The following is an 18,589-nucleotide window of genomic DNA, read 5'->3' as shown; positions in this document are numbered from 1 at the left end:
GGACATTGTTGAAGCGTATGTCCTTAATGGATCGATTAGAAGTATGATAAGATCTTTTTGTATAAGCGGTCTCCGATAAGCAGTTCCCCATATAAAATAAAAAAGCAGTATACCCACGTCGAAACGTGTGTATACTGCTTATAAACGTATAATTAAGAAATAGAATTCATGATGTATAAGATAAGAAGGATGAGTTCGGAATTATACGCGTACTGCTTCTTCTTTTGCTTCTGTTTCTTCTTTAATACGTTCAACGTCTGCACCCAGTGCAACGAGTTTTCCGTGGAAGTTTACATATCCGCGGTCAAGGTGTTTTAGTTCTGTTACCTGTGTGTAGCCTTCTGATACAAGTCCTGCCAGGATCAGTGCTGCTCCGGCACGAAGATCCGTTGCTGCTACTTCTGCTCCTTGAAGGTTGCTTGGCCCATTCATGATAACAGAGCGCCCTTCAATTTTCACGTTGGCATTCATGCGGCGGAATTCCTCCACGTGCATAAAACGGTTTTCAAAAACGGTTTCAGTGATCACGCCTGTTCCTTTCGCCATAAGCATAAGCGCCATCATTTGTGACTGCATATCTGTCGGGAAGCCCGGATGTGGCATTGTTTTGATGTCAACTGATTTCAGTTCATCGTTTCCAATAACACGAAGTCCTTCACCTTCTTCAATGACTGTAACGCCCATTTCCTTTAGCTTTGCCGTAACTGAAGTCAGGTGCTCAGGTACCGCATTTTCGATCAGGACATTACCGTTTGTGATCGCGGCTGCAATCATAAATGTTCCTGCTTCGATACGGTCTGGAATGATTGTATGCTCAGCACCGTGAAGCTCTTCAACACCTTCGATACGAATGGTGTCTGTTCCAGCTCCCTTGATTTTGGCACCCATTTTGTTCATGTAGTTTGCCATATCAACGATTTCAGGCTCTTTTGCACAGTTTTCAATGATCGTTGTTCCTTCTGCAAGTGTTGCAGCAGCCATAATGTTTTCAGTTGCACCTACACTCGGGAAATCAAGATAGATTTTTGCGCCTTTCAGCTTGCCGTCAGCTTTCGCCTCAATAAAACCGTTTCCAACTGTTACCTCTGCACCCATTGCTTCAAAGCCTTTCAGGTGAAGATCAATCGGACGTGAGCCGATAGCACAGCCGCCAGGAAGCGCTACTCTTGCATGACCGTTACGTGCCAGAAGCGGTCCCATTACCTGAACGGATGCACGCATCTTACGTACATATTCGAATGGCGCTTCGATCGCCAGCTCGCTGCTCGCATCTACAATCAGCTTATTTTCTTCCTTTGTGTAGTCAACTTTGGCGTTCAAATGCGTTAATACCTGATTGATGGTACCTACATCAGATAATGCCGGTACTTCAAGTAAAGTACTCTTTCCTTTTCCTGCAAGCAATGCAGCAGCTAAAATAGGAAGGACTGCATTTTTTGCTCCTTCAACCTTGACTGATCCCTGCAGCGCGTGACCGCCGCGTACGATGATTTTTTCCAAGTGAGTTCCCCTCCGCGTCTTCGTTCTTCTATTATTATTCATATTCAACGTTAGTGACTGAAGTGATTGCTCCAATCGCCCAATAGACTAAGTTATCGATCATCTCAAAAATACAAGTTAACATTTCAAAAAACTAAAACATTACTCATCATATCAGTTTGAAACGCTTAAATACAAGAGAAAAAAGTCATAATTCGTCATTTTTCATCCAAAACAATCAATCTTTTACACTTTTTTATCGGCAGCAGCCGATCAGATTTCAGTCTGGCATTCTCTTGTATAGAAAACGTTCCATGTTACAACCGTGTCATATTATGCGTATGGTTGAGTATTCCACCCATGGGTAATTTTAAACCACTAGAATCTGCATAATAACATCCTTAAAAGGATTTTTTAATTATATCCTTGAAACTACCACAAATATGGAAGTTGTTGCGACCAGGTTGTATAGGACAGGAAGAAATTTGCGACAGTTGAACCAATCGCTATACTTACGAGAATAAAAAGAACTCTCGCCTGTAAAACGCGATTCGGGCTTATTGCTTTTTCAAAACGCAATGCCTGCATGGACCAGAATGTTAAAGCAATAAAAACAAGGTGAATCATCATACTGATAAGTGCCTGCTGACCAAATACAGCCATTGTTAAACTCCTTTCATTTAGACGTATTAAGTTTATCAAAGGTTTCTTAGAAATTGGTGAGAATTTGACCGTCTTTCGATATTTTTTGCAAAACAGCCCTTAAGTCATTCCATCAGGTGACTTATTCTCTATGATTGCCTTGGCGCAAATCCCCTCGAAAGTCTGAGAAGCAACAATGTACTTCATTCCCGGGATTTATCAGAAGTAAACTTAGATCCTTGTTAAACTTTCAATCATTTAGTGACTATTCATTAAATTCTATTGATTCTTTTTATGTTAACGGCGCTTATCGCTGAAAAGATCATTGAAATCTTTAACATAAAAAAGCTGTCTGATCCGGCGGGCAATTGCCAATCCGGATCAGACAGCCGGTCTATCATGATTACATTTTGTTTTCGTATACATCAATGCGGTTCATTGCACGACGAAGTGCAAGTTCTGCGCGTTTGAAGTCAACGTTGTCCTGCTTGGCCTGCAGAAGGCGCTCAGCCCGCTGTTTGGCTTCCTTTGCACGGTCGATGTCGATTTCTGCTGAAGGCTCTGCAGCCTGTGCGAGAATCGTTACCTTATCCGGACGGACTTCTAAAAATCCACCCGTTACCGCTACTAACTCTGTGCGTCCTTCTTTTTTCAGGCGGACCGCACCGATTTCAAGAGGAGCAACCATCGGGATGTGCCCTGGCAGAATGCCGAGCTCCCCGCTTTGAGCTTTTGTACTGACCATTTCTACAGCGGACTCGTACACAGGGCCATCGGGAGTGACGATATTGACGTTAACGGTCTTCATTTTTTCCCCTCCTGGTCCCTAATTATACCTCTACGCCCATGTTCTTCGCAGCTTCGATTACTTCTTCGATACGTCCTACAAGACGGAACGCATCTTCCGGAAGATGGTCGTATTTACCTTCAAGAATTGACTTAAATCCTGCAATTGTTTCTTTAACAGGAACATAAGAACCCTTTTGACCGGTAAACTGTTCTGCTACGTGGAAGTTCTGGGAAAGGAAGAACTGAATGCGGCGCGCACGGCCTACAATCATTTTATCTTCTTCCTGAAGCTCATCCATACCAAGGATTGCAATGATATCCTGAAGTTCTTTGTAACGCTGAAGCGTCTGCTGAACTTCACGTGCTACATTGTAGTGTTCCTCTCCAACGATTTCAGGCGACAGTGCGCGTGAAGTCGAAGCAAGTGGATCTACGGCAGGGTAGATACCCATTTCTGAAAGCTTACGCTCAAGGTTTGTTGTCGCATCAAGGTGGGCGAATGTTGTCGCCGGAGCCGGATCCGTGTAGTCATCGGCAGGTACATAAATCGCCTGGATTGACGTTACAGAACCAACGTTTGTTGATGTGATACGCTCCTGAAGCTGACCCATTTCAGTTGCAAGAGTAGGCTGGTAACCTACGGCAGATGGCATACGTCCAAGAAGGGCTGATACCTCAGAACCTGCCTGCGTGAAACGGAAGATGTTATCGATAAACAGAAGTACGTCCTGACCCTGTTCATCACGGAAGAATTCAGCCATTGTCAGACCTGACAGGGCAACACGCATACGCGCACCCGGCGGCTCGTTCATCTGACCGAATACCATCGCTGTTTTCTTAATAACGCCTGAATCTGTCATCTCGTGGAAAAGGTCATTTCCTTCACGAGTACGCTCACCAACACCTGCGAATACCGAGATACCGCCGTGCTCCTGTGCGATGTTGTTGATCAGTTCCTGGATTAGTACTGTTTTACCTACACCGGCTCCTCCGAAGAGACCGATCTTACCACCCTTGATGTAAGGAGCAAGCAGGTCAACTACTTTGATTCCCGTTTCAAGAATTTCAGTATCAGTAGAAAGCTGGTCGAAAGTTGGTGCGAGACGGTGAATCGGGTCACGCTGCACACTTGCATCAACATCTCCTGCAAGGTCAATTGCTTCTCCAAGCACGTTAAATACGCGTCCTAGTGTTGCATCACCAACTGGAACAGTGATCGGTGAACCAAGGTCTGTTACTTCAGCTCCACGCTTAATACCGTCAGTGGAGGACATGGCAATGGTACGAACAGCGTCATCACCAAGGTGAAGCGCTACTTCTAACGTCAGTACTTCACCTTCAACGCTGGTTGGTACCGTTAGAGCGTTATAAATATCAGGCAGCTGGCCATCGTCAAACTTAATGTCAACAACTGGACCCATAACCTGTAAAACGCGTCCTTTATTCATTCTTTTCCCTCCTAGCTTGCTGTTAAAAAGCGGGCGGGAAGCCCGCTTTGTTCGTTATTCTAACTCCAGCTCCCAGCGGTTAGCACACTTCCCTCAGCTCTGTCCGATAAGTCAACATCGCCTCACTTACGTTCGTCGTGTTTCCTTTATCTCCGACGCTTCAGTCCAGTGTGTACACCGCTTAACGGTCGCTTATGTTTTATCTTTTATTCTAACGCTGCCGCCCCACCAACGATCTCTGTAATTTCTTGAGTGATCGCTGCCTGGCGGGCACGGTTATATGATAATGATAATGAATCGATAAGCTCTTTGGCATTATCCGTTGCACTCTTCATTGCTGTCATACGTGCTGCGTGCTCACTTGCTTTTCCATCAAGCAGAGCGCCATAGATCAGGCTTTCTGCATACTGTGGTAAAAGCACTTCAAGGATGGCATCAGCAGATGGCTCAAATTCATAAGATGTCAGCTTATTGGATACATTCGCTACATCTGTAAGAGGAAGAACCTTCTTTTCTGTTACCTCCTGTGAAATCGCACTCACAAAGTGGTTGTAGTACATGTAAAGCTCGTCAAACGCTTCATCTGCGTACATACCAACCGCTTTTCCTGTGATTTCTTTAATGTCAGCAAAAGTTGGCTGGTCGGGTAATCCAATGATGCTATCGATGATATTCATGCCTTTTTTCGCAAAGAAGTCACGTCCTACACGTCCAACTGCAAGAATAACGTACTCATCCTTGCTTGAGTGACGGCTGTTGATCGCATTCATTGCTGAACGGATCACGTTGGAGTTATAAGCTCCGGCCAGTCCTCTGTCAGAAGTGATGACGAGATAAGCAGTCTTTTTCACCGGGCGTGATACAAGCATTGGATGCGTTGCGTCTTTTGCGCCTACTGCGATGGAGGCTACTACTTCCTGGATCTTGTCCATGTACGGGTTAAATGACTTGGCATTTGACTCGGCACGTGCAAGCTTGGAGGCAGATACCATTTCCATTGCTTTTGTGATCTGACTTGTCTTTTTCGTCGACGTGATTCTGTTTTTAATATCGCGTAACGATGCCACTGGTTCTCACCACCCTTTAATGTTGAATTGCCGGTTCTCTGGAGACTTGCTCCAGAGAATCAACCTTACTCGCTTTTAGCAAATGTCTTTTTGAATCCGTTGATTGCAGCTTCCATTGCGCTGTCTTCCGGCAGACCTTGCGTAGTGCGGATGTGGTCCAGCAGTTCTGTGTGGTTTGAATCCAGCCAGCTCAGGAATTCACCTTCAAAACGGCGAACATCCTCAACCGGAATGTCATCAAGATGTCCTTTTGTTAATGCATAAAGGATCATAACCTGCTTTTCTACTTTTAGCGGCTTGTTCAGGTCCTGCTTCAGTACTTCTACTGTGCGGGCACCACGGTTAAGCTTCGCCTGTGTTGCTTTATCAAGGTCAGAACCGAACTGGGCAAATGCCTCAAGTTCACGGTATGCTGCAAGGTCAAGACGAAGTGTACCAGATACCTTCTTCATCGCTTTGATCTGTGCTGATCCACCTACACGGGATACAGAAAGACCGGCGTTGATCGCTGGACGTACACCCGAGAAGAATAGATCAGACTGAAGGAAGATCTGTCCGTCAGTGATTGAGATTACGTTCGTTGGAATGTAGGCAGAGATGTCTCCAGCCTGTGTTTCAACGAATGGAAGGGCAGTGATTGAACCTGCTCCAAGTGTTTCATTCAGCTTCGCTGCACGCTCAAGTAGACGGCTGTGCAGATAGAATACGTCACCAGGATATGCTTCACGACCTGGAGGACGGCGAAGAAGAAGTGAAAGCTCACGATATGCTGCTGCCTGCTTAGAAAGATCATCATATACAACAAGCACGTGCTTGCCGTTTACCATGAATTCTTCACCCATTGTTACTCCTGCATAAGGTGCAAGGAATAATAGTGGTGCCGGCTGTGATGCAGATGCCGTTACAACGATTGAGTAGTCAAGAGCTCCGTGTTTACGAAGTGTTTCAACTGTTCCACGTACCGTTGATTCTTTTTGTCCGATTGCTACATAGATACAGATCATATCCTGGTCCTTCTGGTTCAGGATTGTATCGATCGCAACAGATGTTTTACCCGTCTGACGGTCACCGATGATTAACTCACGCTGACCACGGCCGATTGGTACAAGTGCATCAATCGCCTTGATTCCTGTCTGTAGTGGCTCGTGTACTGACTTACGTGCCATTACGCCAGGTGCCGGGCTTTCGATTGGACGTGCTTTAGATGTATTGATTGGTCCAAGACCGTCAACAGGCTGTCCAAGTGGGTTTACTACGCGGCCAATCAGTTCTTCTCCAACTGGAACTTCCATGATACGGCCTGTACGGCGAACTTCGTCGCCTTCTTTAATGTCGCGGTATGGTCCAAGAATAATGATACCGACGTTGTTTTCTTCCAGGTTTTGCGCCATACCCATAACGCCGTTAGAGAACTCAACAAGCTCTCCAGCCATAACGTTATCAAGGCCATGAGCACGTGCGATACCGTCACCGATTTCGATAACCGTACCAACCTCCGTTACTTCGATATCCGATTGATAATTTTCAATCTGCTGCTTAATCAGCGCACTGATCTCTTCAGCTTTGATGCTCATGAATGTCACCCCTCATTTCGTGGATCTTATCGTTTCAGTTCACGTTCAAGGCGATTCAGCTTATTGCGCAGTGTTCCGTCAAAAATACGGTTTCCAATGCGAATACGTACGCCGCCTAAAAGTGAGCTGTCTACGTGATTATGAATTTCAAGATGCTGTTTTCCGACTTTATAAGCAAATGCTGCCGATAAAGCCTGTTTGTCTGCATCTGAGAGTTTTGTTGCTGATGATACGTGTGCAACCGCTGTTCCGCGGGAATTTAACGCTCTTTCAATGTATGCATCTGCGACAGCTGCTGCTTCATTGATGCGGCGGCGGTCGATCAGGATGAATAATGTGTGAAGAACGTGTTCAGAAGCTCCGTTAAAGGATGTTGAAATCAACTGCTTCTTTTGATCTTTAGACCATTTAGGAGACTGAAGGATCTGTGACAGCTCAGGATTTTCTGAGAAAACCTGACGAACTGTGCGAAGCTCTTCTTCAATCCGGTCTACCTGCTGGTGCTGAACCGCAAGCTCGAAAAGCGCCTGGGCATAGCGTGAAGCGACAGTTGATTTGCTCATCGCAGATCCCCTGCCTTTTCAATTGTCTCGTTGATCAGCTTCTGCTGTTCTTCAAGAGTCAATTCTTTCTCAATTTCTTTAGATGCTACCAACACAGAAAGCGTTGCAACCTGCTCGCGAAGTGCGGCAACTGCCTGATCTTTCTCTGTTTCGATTTCGCGAAGAGTTGCTTCCTTCATACGCTCAGACTCAGCACGCGCTGCTGTAATGATTTCTTCACGCTGCGCTTCACCTTGTCTGCGGGCGTTTTCGATAAGCTCCTGTGCATCCTGACGAGCTTCTTTTAAAAGCTTGCGCTGCTCTTCAAGCTGCTCTTTCGCTTCTGCACGACTGCGTTCAGCCGCTTCGATCTCACCAGCGATGTGGTCTTCACGCTGTTTCATGATTCCCATTAACGGGCCCCATGCAAATTTCTTAAGTAATGCCATAAGGATAAGGAACATCACTAATTGGAATAGGATGTCTCCTTCACTGAAGCCACTGGCTCCAAGTACAAATGCATCAAGTGTGAACACGCTCGTTTCACTCCCTTCAGAAGTCGATCAAGTCCGAAAACCTTCTATTATATGAGTCATTTAGTTCTGTTTTAAAATACAAAAGACAAGCTATTCGCATTTTGTCTTAAAAAATGGCGAAGGTTCTCTGAGAGTGATCTTCGCCATTTGATCGATGTAGATTATTGACCTTGTACGATGAACGCGATTACTACCGCGATGATCGGAACGGCCTCAACTAGTGCTACCCCGATGAACATTGTAGTTTGAAGCATACCACGTGCTTCTGGCTGACGTGCGATACCTTCTACTGTTTTAGATACGATTAAACCGTTACCGATACCGGCACCAAGTGCTGCCAATCCTACTGCTAGTGCTGCTGCTAAAAGACCAATTGAACCTGTCATTTGGATATATCCTCCTTGTTGTGGGTAATAATTTTTGTAATAAAAGTTTGTTCAGTGACTGAACAGGTAAATATATTAATGGTCGTGACTCACTTTGTGCGCCATGTAAACCATCGTTAACATTACGAAAATGAATGCCTGGATTCCACCGATAAAGACAGAGAAACCAAGCCATGCAAGGGTTGGCAATGCTGCTGCCAGGGTACCCCATAAGCCTGTTGCCAGACTTCCTGCAAGGAGTCCGAGAAGGATCTCACCTGCGTAGATGTTACCGTAAAGACGCAAACCGAGTGTTAACGTGTTTGCAAACTCTTCAATAATCTTCAGCGGGAATAAGAAACCCATTGGACGGAAAAAGTCTTTTCCGTATTCGCTGAAGCCTTTCATGCGAATTCCATAGTAGTGCGTAAGCGCAATTACCATGACAGCAAGAGTCATCGTGATGATTGGATCGGCTGTCGGCGACTTCCACCAGAGATAATGATCATATGTAATCGCAAAAGGTAATCCTAAAAAGTTCGAAATCGCAACATACATAATCAAAGTAATCCCCAGGATGTGAAAGCTTCCACCCGTTTTCCAGTCCATGTTACTCTTGATGATATTCCGCACAAAATCCATAATCCATTCCATAAAGTTCTGCATGCCTGTCGGCTTCATTGCGAGTGTACGCGTTGACAGAACAGCAATCAGGAATACGATGACACTTGCAACGGTTACCATCAGGACATTGGAGAGATTAAAGGTCAGCCCCAAAAATTCTGCTAATGGCGCTTCATGATTCATTTATTTCACCTCTCTTCCCGCTTCTTATGTAAGAGTTGTTGCCAAAAATAATCTATCATAATGACGATGTAAACCATCATTAATCCAATTACAGTGGAAATCAAATGAATGAGTTCCGGAAATTCCAGCGCAATCAGCACTGCAGCTCCTGCTGAAGCCATACGGGACAAAGTTCCAAGCGAACGCACTTTCTTTCCCTCATCCAATGCGCGGTCGAACCTTTCCATTCTGTTCTTCATCAGCCATAGATTAAAAAGGCTGAAAGAAGTTCCCAGTATCAGACCGAGAAAAACATCCGGGAAGGGTGTAAATCCCCAGCAAAGGACAAAAATCGATAACAAGTATAATATGTACCTGGTGTATCGCAAGAAGTGCTTTCTAATGTCAGGCATTCTTCTACTCTCCTGAGTCGAAATGATTCACTGTGCGAAGCATCGCGTAAATTCCTGCAGCTAATCCCAGGAGAAGACCGATGATCAAAAACAGCGGTTCTGAATTCCATTGGCGATCAAGCCACCTTCCGCCGAAAATGCCGACGAGAATGGAACCAGTTAATTGTGACAGAATGGCTGAATACAAAGCCATCGCATGGAACGGACGTCGTGACTGACGCATAAGCGCATCCTCACATTCTGAGAATGGAATTGGGGTTGGTATATCAAGGTTTTGAAGCCTTTGATAAGTCTATGAAAACCTTATCATTATACCCTTTAAAAGCATACAATAGGCACCAATCTATGTCAACGCGATCTCGACAAAAAGTTCACAAGATCACATATGCTCCCTTTAGCGTTCACATTTTTGACAAAACGAAGATTTCAGGTGTGTTTTGATAAGCAGGATGCTTGAGTTGGGTGGAGGTTTTATGACATCGGGACGGAAGGGTGACGCGGGATCCGATCTGCATGATGTGACTGTCAGTCTTTAGGGCAGGAAGGAATTTTATCTTGATCCTGGAAAAAGACTTTGATGGAATTGTGCACTTATTTGAAGGAATGATGAAATTTAGTGAAGGAATCCGGCAGCTTTAGTGATGGAATGAAGGTCACTAGCAGACTCAGTGAAGGAATTAATTTCCGGAAAGAATGAATTAAAATCTGAAAAGAAGGGATTCATTTTCAGAAAGATGGAATCATTCACTTGAGTGATGGAATCTCAGAAAGATCTTAATTGCGCCTTCCTCATAGTTCATCTCCGTATTAAACTTTCAAGCGGTCAACCATCACAAGCTAACTTCCTTTACACAGAAAAACCGGGGCTCACATCACACACGTGAGATCCCGGTTTCGCTTCACTTTATTTTGTTCCAAACAAACGGTCGCCGGCGTCACCAAGACCCGGTACAATATAACCTTTTTCATTAAGCTTTTCATCAAGGGCAGCAATGTAGATATCTACATCATCATGCGCTTTTTTAATCTCTTCTACACCCTCAGGCGCTGCAACCAGGCAAAGAAATTTAATGTTTTTTGCTCCGCGCTTTTTAAGGGAGTTGATAGCTTCAACGGCTGATCCGCCTGTTGCAAGCATCGGGTCAACCAGGATGAAATCACGCTCTTCCACGTCTGACGGAAGCTTGACGTAATATTCAACCGGCTTTAATGTTTCAGGGTCGCGGTAAAGGCCCACGTGTCCAACCTTCGCTGCCGGGATCAGCTTCAGGATCCCGTCAACCATTCCGATTCCTGCACGCAGGATTGGGACGATCGCCAGTTTTTTACCGGACAGGACTTTTCCTTTTGTTGCACTTACCGGTGTCTGAAGGTCAATTTCCTCTAATGGCAGATCGCGTGTAATCTCAAACGCCATCAGCGTTGCCACTTCATCCACCAATTCACGGAAATCCTTTGTCCCTGTTTTTTCATCACGGATAAATGTCAGCTTATGCTGAATTAACGGATGGTTAAATACATGTACTTTTCCCACACCAGTCACTCCTCTTTCGTGTTGAAATGAGTAAGCAGCACCCAGCCAGCTTCTCCATTCTTCACTATTATGTTATAAAACGTTCCTTCTATTATAAAACAAATCCTTACGAAAGTTATCACACTTCCGATTTTTTGACAAGAACCGTATGAATTAATCTTCCTGTAACCGCTAAAAAGGCCCCCGTTAAGGGACCTTCTTCATTATACATATAGTTCAAAACGACTTGTGATCGCTTCTACTTTATCCGCGGCTTCCTTCAGCTTTGCTTCATCTTCATGGTTCTTTAGCACGTCAGCAATCAGCTCTGCAATTTCAACCATTTCCGCTTCTTTAAATCCGCGTGATGTAACCGCTGGTGTTCCGATGCGGATACCGCTTGTGACAAACGGGCTTTCCGGATCGAAAGGAATCGTGTTTTTGTTTACAGTGATGCCGATATCATCAAGTACTTTCTCAGCCACTTTACCCGTAAGGTTCAGAGAGCGGAGATTTACAAGAACGAGGTGGTTGTCCGTTCCGTCAGATACGATATCAATCCCCTGCTTTTTAAATGCTTCAGCCATCGCCTGTGCATTTTTGACAACCTGATCAATATATTCTTTAAAGTCAGGCTTCAGTGCTTCACCAAAGGCTACCGCTTTCGCTGCAATCACATGCATAAGTGGGCCACCCTGGACGCCTGGGAAAATAGATTTATCAATCTTTTTCGCGAATTCTTCTCTGCAAAGAATCATTCCGCCACGCGGTCCGCGAAGAGTCTTATGTGTTGTTGTTGTAACGAAGTCAGCATGCGGCACCGGGCTTGGATGAGCACCTGTTGCTACAAGACCTGCAATATGGGCCATATCAACCATTAAGTAGGCACCAACCTCATCAGCAATCTCGCGGAATTTCGCGAAATCAATTGTGCGTGAGTAGGCACTCGCACCAGCCACAATCAGCTTCGGCTTATGCTCAAGTGCTTTCTGGCGCACATCTTCATAGTCAATACGCTCGTCTTTTTCAGAAACGCCGTAATCGACAAAATTATATAGTTCCCCACTGAAGTTAACAGGGCTTCCGTGCGTTAAATGACCTCCATGAGACAGATTCATGCCAAGCACTGTATCTCTAGGCTCAAGAATCGTGAAATAAACCGCCATGTTGGCCTGTGCACCTGAGTGAGGCTGCACGTTCGCATGCTCTGCACCAAAAATCTCTTTCGCGCGGTCGCGTGCCAGATTTTCAGCAACATCCACATACTCACATCCGCCATAGTAGCGGCGACCCGGATAACCTTCAGCGTATTTATTCGTTAATACAGATCCTTGCGCTTCCATGACTGCTTCACTTACAAAATTCTCTGATGCGATCAGCTCAATTTTCGTACGCTGACGTTTCAGTTCATTCTGCATTGCTTCAAACAATGCCTGATCCTGCTGTTGAATCTTATTCATTGTGTGTGAATCCTCCCTCATGTCATCGTCGGGACCCGTCCCGTCGTGGTCAAAAATCAACTTAATCTTAACATGATTTTAACGATTGTGAAAATAGAGATTGTGAAGGAATAGACAAATAGGGTGATGAATTACATGAGAGTGCCTGGTCAATTCGAAAATTGACCAGGCAAGGTTTTATAAAGGCGAAATTTTAATAAGCTCAGCCTCATGTTAAATTAGTTACTTCTCCTGTCCGTTCAAATAAAACATGATGACATCGCTGCACTTCAATCAGTAGTTTTTCCGGAGCTCCATCTAATCTTACAAGGTCTATTTTCAACAATGTTTCAACCTCTTCTATCTCCTGGCATAATAACAGCCACGAGCCATTTGATAGTCCAGGCGCTTCAAGCGCTAAATCAACGTCTGATCTTTCCTGATAATCCCCATGTGCTCTTGAACCAAATAATAAAAGTCTATTAACATCTGGATAGGTAGCAACAATGTCAATCAGTTTATTTTCAAGATTAACAGGAATCAACTTGACCCCTCCTGATATTTATTCAAAACAAACTCACTTACCCTTTTCATTTCAGGAAAATACTGATGAATGTGTGCAAGTATTTCACGGGCTAATTCTTCGTTATACGTATGTAACGTTTCATTTCGGTCCTTCAGCATTTGAAGCCACGCGCTCTCGTCATTTAACCATCCCGCTTGATATGCTTCTTTTAAAGCTTCTTTAGGCGTTTTAGTCTCTATCCCCTCTGATTGAAGGGCTCTTTTTAACGTCTTCCAAAAAAGTTCAATGGTAAATTCAAACCGTTGTATCGTTCCATCTACAATAAGTGGATTCGTTGCATCTTCTGATAAAGCTTCTTCGAGTCTTGCAATAGCCAGCTCAAGATTATTGAGGCTGTTTAGTAGTTTACGATGATTGGTATCCACTTCTGTACCTCCCTGCTCACTTTAACTTCTTGCTTACTATTATAAACGAATCGTTAAAACGAATCCTTATAGAAAAAACCGGCTCTATGGCCGGTTTTCGTTTATTCAAGCTCATATACTGCTCTCGCTCCGCCGATCAGTTTAGGGCGGGTGCGGGCGAGTGTGATGTGCGCCTCACCGAGTGTTTTGGTACTGACACGCACAGGAACGGCGACCGGTTTTAAATGCATCCCGATGAGTGTATCCCCGATATCGATTCCGCCATGCGCCTGAATACGTTCAACGGTAACAGGATCTTTAAAGTGTCGGTAAGCGTATGAGGCCATCGCACCACCCGCTTTACGGACAGGGACGACTGTCACTTCATCGAAGCCATACTTTTCCGCTGCTTCCCGCTCCATGATCAGCGCACGATTAATATGCTCGCAGCCCTGAAACGCCAGATGAATGCCAGTCTGTTCAGAAAACGTTTTGAACCCATCAAACAAATCAGCTGCCACCTCATCTGTTCCAGACGTTCCAATCTTTTTACCGACCACTTCGGATGTAGAGCAGCCAATGACAAAAAGCTGACCTTTTTTCAAAGAAGACTGTTCCTGATATTCATTCAAAATTGCCAGCAATTCCTGTTTCATCGCGATTCCTCTTTTCGTTAAGATTCCTGCGCTTCAAACTCAGTAATTTTGCCTACACGATTAGCGTGACGTCCGCCTTCATATTCCTCAGACAGCCAGATTCTCGCAATATCACGTGCAAGTCCCGGTCCAACGACACGCTCACCCATAGCAAGCATATTGGAATCGTTATGCCCACGCGTCGCTTTTGCACTGAATGTATCGTGTACAAGTGCACAGCGGATTCCTTTTACTTTGTTCGCTGCAATACTCATGCCAATACCTGTTCCGCAAATCAGAATACCGCGGTCAAATTCACCAGACGCGACTTTTTTAGCGACCGGCAGTGCATAGTCAGGGTAATCGACAGATCCTTCACAGTCACACCCGAAGTCCTCGAATGGAATTTCCATTTCCGTTAAAAGATCAGCGATTTCTTTACGTAAGTTAATACCGCCGTGATCTGATGCCAATGCTACCTTCATAAGTATGGTTCCTCCTTTATTGCTGGCTCTGCTTTTGAAGATTCGCCAGCATGCCATCCATTAAATGATTGATTTCTCTGAACGTCTGTCTGTACGTATCAACTGAACCGCCATAAGGGTCTGAAATATCCAGTCCCATTCCTGACGCAAATTCCTTTAAGGTGAAAATGCGATCTGCCGCAAATGGATATTGATCCATCAGCATCGATTTGTGAGCGCTTGTCATGGCAAACACGTAATCCGCCCAGTGTACGTCACTCTGGGTTACAGTATGAGAACGGTGATCATGGGATAACCCCTGCTCGTCCATCACCTGCTGTGCGTGGTGTGACGCTCTGCCACCTTCCATCGCAAATAATCCGGCCGACCGGACTTCTACTTCCTCTTCAACACGATTTTTTAAAATCGCTTCTGCCATAGGACTCCTGCACGTATTTCCTGTGCATACAAATAGGATCCTCATGACTGCACCCCCTGTAAAATTCCTTTACGTACTAGGTTTTCCTATACCTTGCACCTTATTCTATCACAATTTAGACACTTTTTCGCGCGGGAGGGTTTCTTAGCGGAGGGTTGATTAAACGTTTGTTTGAAGAGGGGATTGCGTGATTTATGGCATAAGACCGGAGGCGTCACTCCGCGGGAATTGTATCGTTCGTGGACATTTTAAATCGATTGAATTTTTTATTCAATCGATTCAAAAGATTTATGTACTGTTCTACTTTTTAATTGTACTGATACGGCTCAAAGCCGACTTTTTTGTTATGTTCCACCATTTTTTCACATCGAATCAACTCTACATTTGTATCGTTTTAACCCATTTTTGTACTGTTCATCCGCAGTAGAAACTCTCCATACATCCCAAAATAAAACCCCCGATGATGATCACCAGAGGTTTCTGCTATCCTGTATACGGCCCGCTGCTTTCGCGCACTAAAAGTGATGTTGGCAGCACGACTTTTTTCGGAATCGATCTTTTCAGATTGATTTGTTCGAGCAGCAGGTCAATCGCTGCTTCACCCATGTATTCTGTATGAACCTGAATGGTGGTCAGGGATGGCTGCAGGTAGCGGGACATTTCAATGTCGTTAAAACCGACGATGGAGACCTGCTCCGGGACACGGACACCTTTTTCATGCAGGGCACGCATCGCACCAATCGCCATCGTGTCGCTTCCCATGATAAATGCGGAAGGGCCCTTATCCAGCTTCAGCGCTTCCTTCATCATGGCGTAGCCGTCTTCAGCAGTGAACTTGCCGGTCCAGATAAATTCAGGATAAAACGTGTGATACAATGACAAATACTCGTAAAAAGTCACTTCACGCTCATCCTTGATCAGCTCGTCACCGTGCACATATTCATGCCCGCCGATATATCCGATACGCTCATGGCCCAGTTCAATCAGATGGCGCAACACATCAATCATCGCTTTTCTGAAATCTACAACAACCGAGTCCACCTCATCCGTTGGTGTGAAATCGACAAGCACCAGCTTATCTGCCCACTTTTTAAATTCATCCAGATCTTCGATACTGAATTTTCCTACAGCAATGATCCCATCCAGGGCAGCATCATTACGGATGCGGAATGTATCCTGATTCTTATACAGCTTCACCAGGTTAATACTTCTGTCTACACAGGCCCGTTCAACACCGAGTCTGACAGAAAGATAATAAGGATCCTCAAGCTCCTGTTCTTCTGAATACCAGTAGACCAGTCCAACACGCAATGTTTTTGACTTCCTTACTGTTGCTTTCCGCCTGACACCCTGGTAGTTCATTTCCTTTGCAATGGTCATGACGCGATCCCTTGTTTCCGTTGTTACAGACAGACTGACATCATCATTCAGTACACGGGAAACGGTCGCCAGGGAAACACCCGCTCTTGCTGCAATATCTTTTAATGTTGCCATTTTCAATCACCACCCATCATTCGCCAGGTTCTTAAATTATCATTAAACGATAAGGCAAACCTGCCATAAAGCAGGTTTGCTTATACGGTTACTTTTTTCACCTACGTTAACTTTACCACTTTCGAACCGTAAGGCGCTAATGATTCACCCATAACGGTTTGCGCGTTACCAGTATGATTCATCAGGAACAGGTGCTCTCCACGTTTAACCGCTTCCGTCCCATCCGGCGTTTCTGCGTGCCAGACGCCATACTCCTTAATCAACTCAAGTGCAAGCGGCGCAAGCTCAGCTGTATCAAGACCAGTTGCGAGGTAATACACCTTTCCTTTACCAAATGAATTCACAGTCAGTGCTGCACGTTCTTCATAGAATTCATCGGCATACTTATATAGCACGTCTGCCGATGTAGCTGTAACCAGGTCGCGCCATACTCTTCCTTCTGCCTTTTTGCCGTCAGTGGTTTGTACCGGAACGGACTGGTGAGTCGCTAATGCTTCCGTTTCATAAATTTCAATACCTGCAAGTTCTGCCACAGGCCCCGGCAGCGTCTGATTGAAATGAATATTGTTATCGCGGTCCTTTAAGCCTGCGCGGAACGAGAAGATAATCGTGCCTCCCGCTTCAGCAAACGACTTCAGACGGACAGCGAGTTCATCGTCAATGATTTGCATCACCGGAACGAGCAATACGCGATACTTTGTAAAATCACGGTCAGCCGGAATCACGTCGATGGATGCATTATGACGGTAAAACGGTGCATATAGACGCATCAGTTCTGCGTTAAAATCAAAGCTCGCACTCTGCACCTGAGATTTCCATGACCAGATATTATCGTAATCATAGATGACCGCAATATCAGATTCGATTTTTTCATTTAGCACATTTTCGTAAGGTAAAATTTCACTGAACAGTGATTGAACCTCTTTAAATTTACGTCCGTAGCGGTTATCCTGATCCACAACACCAAAGCAGAACTGCTCAGCACCTTTTGTCATCCCGCGCCATCGGAAGTAAAGCATGTTGGTACAGCCATGTGCGAACGCCTGGTAAGACCACATTTTCGCCTGGTTTGGCCGCGGCAGATAGCCAATGACGTTATGACCCTGTGCCCCCATCAGTTCCTCTACGATCCAGTAGTTCTGATCTTTCAGCCCCCGATTGAAATCATGTGTCATCGCGATCGCAGCAGGAGGAATCGGTTCAGTCAAGCCACCCCACACCGGATAGTTATCGTAAGAAACAAAATCCATCGGACGAACGTTTTCCGCATGATCAAAAGCTTTATCGAAAAATCCGCCGGAGACGTTGGTTGTAATCGGCTGGTGAGCACCTGCATATTTTCTCGCGATATCTGTCATCCGGTGCGCAAAACCGTTTACGGATTCAGAGCGGAAACGTGAATAATCCAGCTTCAGTGAAGGGTTATGCGTTGTCACGGTCGGAACAGGCATCGGAATCTCTGAGAATTCATTGTACGTCTGTCCCCAGAAAATCGTCCCCCAGCGTTCATTTAATTCTTCAACAGTCTTATATTTCTTTTCAAGGAACTGATGGAAACCGCTGTGACACTGCTCACAGAAGCACCAGTCACTGCCTTCGTGGCCAAATTCATTATCGATCTGCCAGGCTACGACTGCCGGTTCATTGGCATAGTGCTTCACGACTTCCTGAGTGATTTTTGCTGCATAGCGGTTGTATGCTTCCGAGTTAAAGCAATACTGTCTTCTCCCCCCGAATGCCCGCACATGACCATATTCATCTTTAGATAATATAGAAGGATGTTTTTTAGCAAGCCAGGCAGGGAAAGTGGCTGTCGGAGTTCCAAACATCACATCAATGCCGCGTTTTTTGGCTTCTTCAATCACTTTATCAAAAAAGGAAAAATCAAAGGTCCCTTCCTGTGATTCCATCAGGTGCCAGGCAAATTCCCCGATCCGGATCATATTGGCACCCAGCTCTTTAATTCCATCTAAATCCTTTTCAAGCATATCCTCCGGCCAGTGCTCCGGATAATAATCGACTCCTACATACATC

The 18,589-nt window shown here is 45.1% G+C and carries 21 protein-coding genes; all 21 read right to left on the bottom strand.

Features of this window, described 5'->3' with window-relative positions; genetic code table 11:
• Positions 1-201: 201 nt before the first annotated feature.
• The 21 genes from murA to E2491_RS09855 all read right to left on the bottom strand — a co-directional run bounded on the left by murA (position 202) and on the right by E2491_RS09855 (position 18,588).
• Positions 202-1,500 (bottom strand): UDP-N-acetylglucosamine 1-carboxyvinyltransferase, encoded by a 1,299-nt coding sequence (gene murA / locus E2491_RS09955; RefSeq protein WP_134375495.1) that lies wholly within the window; start codon positions 1,498-1,500, stop codon positions 202-204.
• A gap of 411 nt (positions 1,501-1,911) precedes the next feature.
• Positions 1,912-2,142: a DUF1146 family protein gene (locus E2491_RS09950; protein ID WP_134375494.1), complete on the bottom strand. Its 231-nt coding sequence runs from the start codon at positions 2,140-2,142 to the stop codon at positions 1,912-1,914.
• 382 nt (positions 2,143-2,524) lie between these two features.
• Complete coding sequence (locus E2491_RS09945) at positions 2,525-2,929, bottom strand: F0F1 ATP synthase subunit epsilon (RefSeq protein WP_134375493.1); 405 nt, start codon at positions 2,927-2,929, stop codon at positions 2,525-2,527.
• Between the two features lie 22 nt (positions 2,930-2,951).
• Positions 2,952-4,358 (bottom strand): F0F1 ATP synthase subunit beta, encoded by a 1,407-nt coding sequence (gene atpD, locus E2491_RS09940; RefSeq protein WP_134375491.1) that lies wholly within the window; start codon positions 4,356-4,358, stop codon positions 2,952-2,954.
• 206 nt (positions 4,359-4,564) lie between these two features.
• Entirely contained in the window at positions 4,565-5,425 is an 861-nt protein-coding gene (locus E2491_RS09935; RefSeq protein ID WP_134375489.1) for a F0F1 ATP synthase subunit gamma, read from the bottom strand.
• A gap of 65 nt (positions 5,426-5,490) precedes the next feature.
• Positions 5,491-6,999 (bottom strand): F0F1 ATP synthase subunit alpha, encoded by a 1,509-nt coding sequence (gene atpA / locus E2491_RS09930; RefSeq protein ID WP_134375487.1) that lies wholly within the window; start codon positions 6,997-6,999, stop codon positions 5,491-5,493.
• Positions 7,000-7,025: 26 nt separating this feature from the next.
• Complete coding sequence (locus tag E2491_RS09925; protein WP_134375485.1) at positions 7,026-7,562, bottom strand: F0F1 ATP synthase subunit delta; 537 nt, start codon at positions 7,560-7,562, stop codon at positions 7,026-7,028.
• Positions 7,559-8,077 (bottom strand): F0F1 ATP synthase subunit B, encoded by a 519-nt coding sequence (gene atpF, locus E2491_RS09920; protein WP_134375483.1) that lies wholly within the window; start codon positions 8,075-8,077, stop codon positions 7,559-7,561. The genes E2491_RS09925 and atpF overlap by 4 nt, the downstream gene beginning before the upstream one ends.
• Before the next feature lie 161 nt (positions 8,078-8,238).
• The gene (gene atpE, locus E2491_RS09915; RefSeq protein WP_134375595.1) at positions 8,239-8,451 is read right to left on the bottom strand and encodes a F0F1 ATP synthase subunit C; all 213 of its coding nucleotides are present in this window, start codon (positions 8,449-8,451) and stop codon (positions 8,239-8,241) included.
• Between the two features lie 87 nt (positions 8,452-8,538).
• Positions 8,539-9,249, bottom strand: coding sequence for a F0F1 ATP synthase subunit A (atpB, locus tag E2491_RS09910; protein WP_134375481.1), 711 nt, complete (start codon positions 9,247-9,249; stop codon positions 8,539-8,541).
• Positions 9,250-9,254: 5 nt separating this feature from the next.
• Positions 9,255-9,641, bottom strand: coding sequence for an ATP synthase subunit I (locus E2491_RS09905; RefSeq protein ID WP_134375479.1), 387 nt, complete (start codon positions 9,639-9,641; stop codon positions 9,255-9,257).
• A 4-nt stretch (positions 9,642-9,645) separates the two neighbouring features.
• Positions 9,646-9,864 carry an AtpZ/AtpI family protein gene (locus E2491_RS09900; protein WP_134375478.1) on the bottom strand — a complete coding sequence of 73 codons (219 nt, stop codon included), beginning with the start codon at positions 9,862-9,864 and terminating at the stop codon, positions 9,646-9,648.
• A 681-nt stretch (positions 9,865-10,545) separates the two neighbouring features.
• Positions 10,546-11,175, bottom strand: a complete 630-nt coding sequence (gene upp / locus E2491_RS09895) for a uracil phosphoribosyltransferase (RefSeq protein WP_134375476.1) — start codon at positions 11,173-11,175, stop codon at positions 10,546-10,548.
• 203 nt (positions 11,176-11,378) lie between these two features.
• Entirely contained in the window at positions 11,379-12,614 is a 1,236-nt protein-coding gene (locus E2491_RS09890; protein WP_134375474.1) for a serine hydroxymethyltransferase, read from the bottom strand.
• A gap of 208 nt (positions 12,615-12,822) precedes the next feature.
• Positions 12,823-13,137: a nucleotidyltransferase domain-containing protein gene (locus E2491_RS09885; protein WP_208528064.1), complete on the bottom strand. Its 315-nt coding sequence runs from the start codon at positions 13,135-13,137 to the stop codon at positions 12,823-12,825.
• Complete coding sequence (locus E2491_RS09880) at positions 13,134-13,544, bottom strand: HI0074 family nucleotidyltransferase substrate-binding subunit (RefSeq protein WP_134375472.1); 411 nt, start codon at positions 13,542-13,544, stop codon at positions 13,134-13,136. Before E2491_RS09880 ends, E2491_RS09885 begins: the two co-directional genes overlap by 4 nt.
• Before the next feature lie 101 nt (positions 13,545-13,645).
• On the bottom strand, positions 13,646-14,179 hold the full coding sequence (locus E2491_RS09875) for a TIGR01440 family protein (RefSeq protein ID WP_134375470.1): 534 nt from the start codon (positions 14,177-14,179) through the stop codon (positions 13,646-13,648).
• Between the two features lie 17 nt (positions 14,180-14,196).
• Positions 14,197-14,643, bottom strand: coding sequence for a ribose 5-phosphate isomerase B (rpiB, locus tag E2491_RS09870; protein WP_134375468.1), 447 nt, complete (start codon positions 14,641-14,643; stop codon positions 14,197-14,199).
• A 16-nt stretch (positions 14,644-14,659) separates the two neighbouring features.
• Entirely contained in the window at positions 14,660-15,106 is a 447-nt protein-coding gene (locus tag E2491_RS09865; protein ID WP_134375466.1) for a low molecular weight protein arginine phosphatase, read from the bottom strand.
• A gap of 438 nt (positions 15,107-15,544) precedes the next feature.
• Entirely contained in the window at positions 15,545-16,555 is a 1,011-nt protein-coding gene (locus E2491_RS09860; protein WP_134375464.1) for a LacI family DNA-binding transcriptional regulator, read from the bottom strand.
• Between the two features lie 101 nt (positions 16,556-16,656).
• Positions 16,657-18,588 (bottom strand): beta-galactosidase, encoded by a 1,932-nt coding sequence (locus tag E2491_RS09855; RefSeq protein WP_134375462.1) that lies wholly within the window; start codon positions 18,586-18,588, stop codon positions 16,657-16,659.
• Position 18,589 lies beyond the last annotated feature (1 nt).

It is taken from the genome of Jeotgalibacillus sp. R-1-5s-1, assembly GCF_004405105.1.
Lineage (GTDB): Bacteria > Bacillota > Bacilli > Bacillales > Jeotgalibacillaceae > Jeotgalibacillus.
This window is presented reverse-complemented; position numbering and strand designations above follow the sequence as displayed.

Coding starts and splice junctions, on each gene's coding strand:
- atpA (WP_134375487.1), bottom strand. CDS start 6,999: ATGAGCATCAAAGCTGAAGAGATCAGTGCGCTGATTAAGCAGCAGATT.
- atpD (WP_134375491.1), bottom strand. CDS start 4,358: ATGAATAAAGGACGCGTTTTACAGGTTATGGGTCCAGTTGTTGACATT.
- atpB (WP_134375481.1), bottom strand. CDS start 9,249: ATGAATCATGAAGCGCCATTAGCAGAATTTTTGGGGCTGACCTTTAAT.
- E2491_RS09855 (WP_134375462.1), bottom strand. CDS start 18,588: ATGTATGTAGGAGTCGATTATTATCCGGAGCACTGGCCGGAGGATATG.
- E2491_RS09875 (WP_134375470.1), bottom strand. CDS start 14,179: ATGAAACAGGAATTGCTGGCAATTTTGAATGAATATCAGGAACAGTCT.
- E2491_RS09950 (WP_134375494.1), bottom strand. CDS start 2,142: ATGGCTGTATTTGGTCAGCAGGCACTTATCAGTATGATGATTCACCTT.
- E2491_RS09865 (WP_134375466.1), bottom strand. CDS start 15,106: ATGAGGATCCTATTTGTATGCACAGGAAATACGTGCAGGAGTCCTATG.
- E2491_RS09900 (WP_134375478.1), bottom strand. CDS start 9,864: ATGCGTCAGTCACGACGTCCGTTCCATGCGATGGCTTTGTATTCAGCC.
- E2491_RS09945 (WP_134375493.1), bottom strand. CDS start 2,929: ATGAAGACCGTTAACGTCAATATCGTCACTCCCGATGGCCCTGTGTAC.
- E2491_RS09925 (WP_134375485.1), bottom strand. CDS start 7,562: ATGAGCAAATCAACTGTCGCTTCACGCTATGCCCAGGCGCTTTTCGAG.
- rpiB (WP_134375468.1), bottom strand. CDS start 14,643: ATGAAGGTAGCATTGGCATCAGATCACGGCGGTATTAACTTACGTAAA.
- E2491_RS09905 (WP_134375479.1), bottom strand. CDS start 9,641: ATGCCTGACATTAGAAAGCACTTCTTGCGATACACCAGGTACATATTA.
- E2491_RS09860 (WP_134375464.1), bottom strand. CDS start 16,555: ATGGCAACATTAAAAGATATTGCAGCAAGAGCGGGTGTTTCCCTGGCG.
- E2491_RS09890 (WP_134375474.1), bottom strand. CDS start 12,614: ATGAATAAGATTCAACAGCAGGATCAGGCATTGTTTGAAGCAATGCAG.